The 2,698-nt window shown below is 55.5% G+C and carries 3 protein-coding genes; all 3 read left to right on the plus strand.

Annotated features, from left to right (window positions below):
* The first annotated feature begins 82 nt into the window (after positions 1 to 82).
* The 3 genes from tnpA to tnpC are packed head-to-tail and all read left to right on the plus strand — an operon-like array spanning position 83 to position 2,423.
* On the plus strand, positions 83 to 403 hold the full coding sequence (tnpA, locus tag INT21_RS15395; protein ID WP_193060236.1) for an IS66 family insertion sequence element accessory protein TnpA: 321 nt from the start codon (positions 83 to 85) through the stop codon (positions 401 to 403).
* Positions 400 to 771 (plus strand): IS66 family insertion sequence element accessory protein TnpB, encoded by a 372-nt coding sequence (gene tnpB, locus INT21_RS15400; protein WP_193085422.1) that lies wholly within the window; start codon positions 400 to 402, stop codon positions 769 to 771. Before tnpA ends, tnpB begins: the two co-directional genes overlap by 4 nt.
* Before the next feature lie 56 nt (positions 772 to 827).
* Positions 828 to 2,423, plus strand: a complete 1,596-nt coding sequence (gene tnpC, locus INT21_RS15405) for an IS66 family transposase (RefSeq protein WP_193085423.1) — start codon at positions 828 to 830, stop codon at positions 2,421 to 2,423.
* The last annotated feature ends 275 nt before the right edge of the window (positions 2,424 to 2,698 follow it).

Below are 2,698 nucleotides of genomic sequence, written 5' to 3' on the forward strand. Positions count from 1 at the left end.
GTAAGCGCCAATAAATCGACATCTACCGCTCTCGCTTTTACCCCCTCACACTGATGCCATCAGATTTTTGTGAGGTGGTGTCATGACGCATCAAGAACGTGAGCAATATTGGCAGCAACAAGTAACCGAATGGCAAACCTCTGGCTTGTCCGGCATGGCGTTTTGCAAGCAACAAGCGCTAACGTACCATCAGTTTGCTTACTGGCGTCAAAAGCTCTTGGCCAGCGCATCGTCAACAAAAGAGCCGGTCGCCGGTTTTGCCACCGTCGCGTATCCCAATACCGTCATCGCAAACGAAATAGATTCCACGGGGCTTGCAGTCTCACTGCCCGGTGGCATCACGGTCACGGGGTTGCACGCGGGCAATGTGGCGTTACTGGGCGACATCCTGAGGCAACTGTGAAACGGCCGCGCTATTTACGCCCCGCGTGGGAAATGCCCGAGATCTACCTGTACCGCGCACCGGTTGATTTTCGCAAGCAAGCCAACGGCCTGGCGCTATTGGTGGAGCAAGAGCTGGGACACAACCCCTTTAGCGGGGCGTTGTATGCTTTTACCAACCGACAGCGGGACAAGATCAAGTGCCTGATGTGGGAAGACAATGGCTTCGTGCTTTATTACAAGGCACTGGCCGAGGAGCGCTTCAAGTGGCCCGGCCCCTCGGATGACATCATGGCGCTGACCGGCGAGCAGATCAACTGGCTGTTGGATGGCTACGATATTACCCTGATGCACGGCCATAAAACCCTGCATTACGACAGCGTCGGGTAGGCCATAAAGCTCTGATTTTTAGTGCTTTAACAGGTCGATTTTGCTACCATCGACGCATGAAAAAACACGCTGAAGCCCCTCCCCAAATGCCTGATCTCAGTGGCCTCTCAGCCGCTGAGGTAAGGGAGCTTGTGGCGGGGCTTCAGCAACAGGTGGCGGCCCAACAGACAGCGTTACAGCAGCGTAATCTCTATATTCAATTGCTCGAAGAGAAGCTGCGTTTGCAGCGCATTCAGCAGTTCGCCGCGCGCAGTGAAAAGTCTGCCCATCAGGCCCACTTGTTCGATGAGACTGAGCTGGAAGCTGACATCGAGGCGCTACGCGATCAGGTGCCGGACGATGTCGAAGCGCAAGACGCGCCGCGTCCCTCATGTCAGCGTCGTCAACGTGGCTTCTCCGACACCCTGGTTCGTGAGCGTATTGAGCTTACGCTCAGCGAAGAAGAAAAAGTCGGGGCGACCAAGACCTTCTTCGCCAAGGTAAAAGAAGAGCTCCATTTCATTCCCGCTCAGCTGAAAGTCCTCGAATACTGGCAGGAAAAAGCGGTGTTCCCGCTTGAAGGCAACGACCATCTCCTCGTGGCGGAGCGTCCGGTTCATCCGCTAGGCAAGTGCACGGCGTCGACGTCACTGCTGGCGTATGTAATCACGTCCAAGTACGCCGACGGTTTACCATTGTACCGCTTGGAAGGCATGTTCAAGCGGTTAGGTCACGCCGTTAGCCGCACGCAGATGGCCAACTGGATCATCCGCCTGAATGACGTCTTCACGCCCTTGATCACGCTGATGCGCGAAGTGCAAAACAGCAGCGCGTATCTTCAAGCCGATGAAACGCGGCTGCAAGTGCTCAAGGAAGACGGCAAGACCGCTCAGTCAGATAAATGGATGTGGGTCACCCGAGGTGGCCCGCCGGATCAACCGTCGGTGCTCTTTGCCTACGACCCGTCCCGCGGCGGCAGCGTGCCGGTGCGTCTACTCGACGACTTCGCGGGGATCCTGCAAGCCGATGGCTACGCCGGTTACGGCCAGGTATGCCGTGCCAACGGCATTACCCGCATTGGTTGTTGGGACCATGCGCGACGCAAGTTCGTGGAAGCGTCTAAGGCAGCCAAGGTTAAAGCGAAAGGCAAGAGCGCCACGCCGGCCAAGGCTGAGGTAGGGCTTAGCCATATCAACAAACTCTACGCCATCGAACGGCAGATCAAGAACCTCAACGAAGCAGAGCGCTACCGTGTCCGCCAGGAACTGAGCCTTCCGCGCCTTGAGGCCTTCAAGGCCTGGCTAGAAGCCAATGTCACCCGTGTGATAAAAGGCAGCCTGACGCGTCAGGCGATGGAATATACGCTGAACCAATGGGACTTCCTCATCGGCTATTGTGCGCGCGGCGACCTGCACATCAGTAACGTTCTGGCAGAAAACGTCATCCGCCCGTTTGCCGTTGGCCGAAGAGCTTGGCTGTTCGCGGATACCTCCCGCGGAGCGCACGCCAGTGCCACCTGTTACTCGCTCATCGAAACAGCAAAAGCCAATGGCGTGGAGCCTGCTTCCTATATCCACCACGTGCTAGAGCGCATCGCTGCCGCTGATACGCTGGAGGCACTGGAAAGGCTGCTGCCCTGGAACGTGAACTTGGCGCCCGTCGAAAAAAAGTAACAGAACACAGATAGGTCAAGTGTGTTGATTTAGTGGCGCTTACGCACTTTCGGTACTCAGTGAGCTCATGTCTAGCATGCACCCAGCCACTAGCTTAGATAGCTGACTTTCATCTTTTATTAAGCAAAAAAGCAACTAAAGACTGGCTTCTAATGCAGTAAATATAGCATTTCAACCAAGAGGCGCTGCGCGCCTCGCGCTTTCCTTCCTCACACTAAATAAATCAAGTATCTAGCCCGGATTTCTCACAGGGTATAAAAGAAAGCGGCTGAAAG

The sequence above is a fragment of the Halomonas sp. 3F2F genome, assembly GCF_014897805.1.
Lineage (GTDB): Bacteria > Pseudomonadota > Gammaproteobacteria > Pseudomonadales > Halomonadaceae > Vreelandella.

Coding starts and splice junctions, on each gene's coding strand:
- tnpA (WP_193060236.1), top strand. CDS start 83: ATGACGCATCAAGAACGTGAGCAATATTGGCAGCAACAAGTAACCGAA.
- tnpC (WP_193085423.1), top strand. CDS start 828: ATGAAAAAACACGCTGAAGCCCCTCCCCAAATGCCTGATCTCAGTGGC.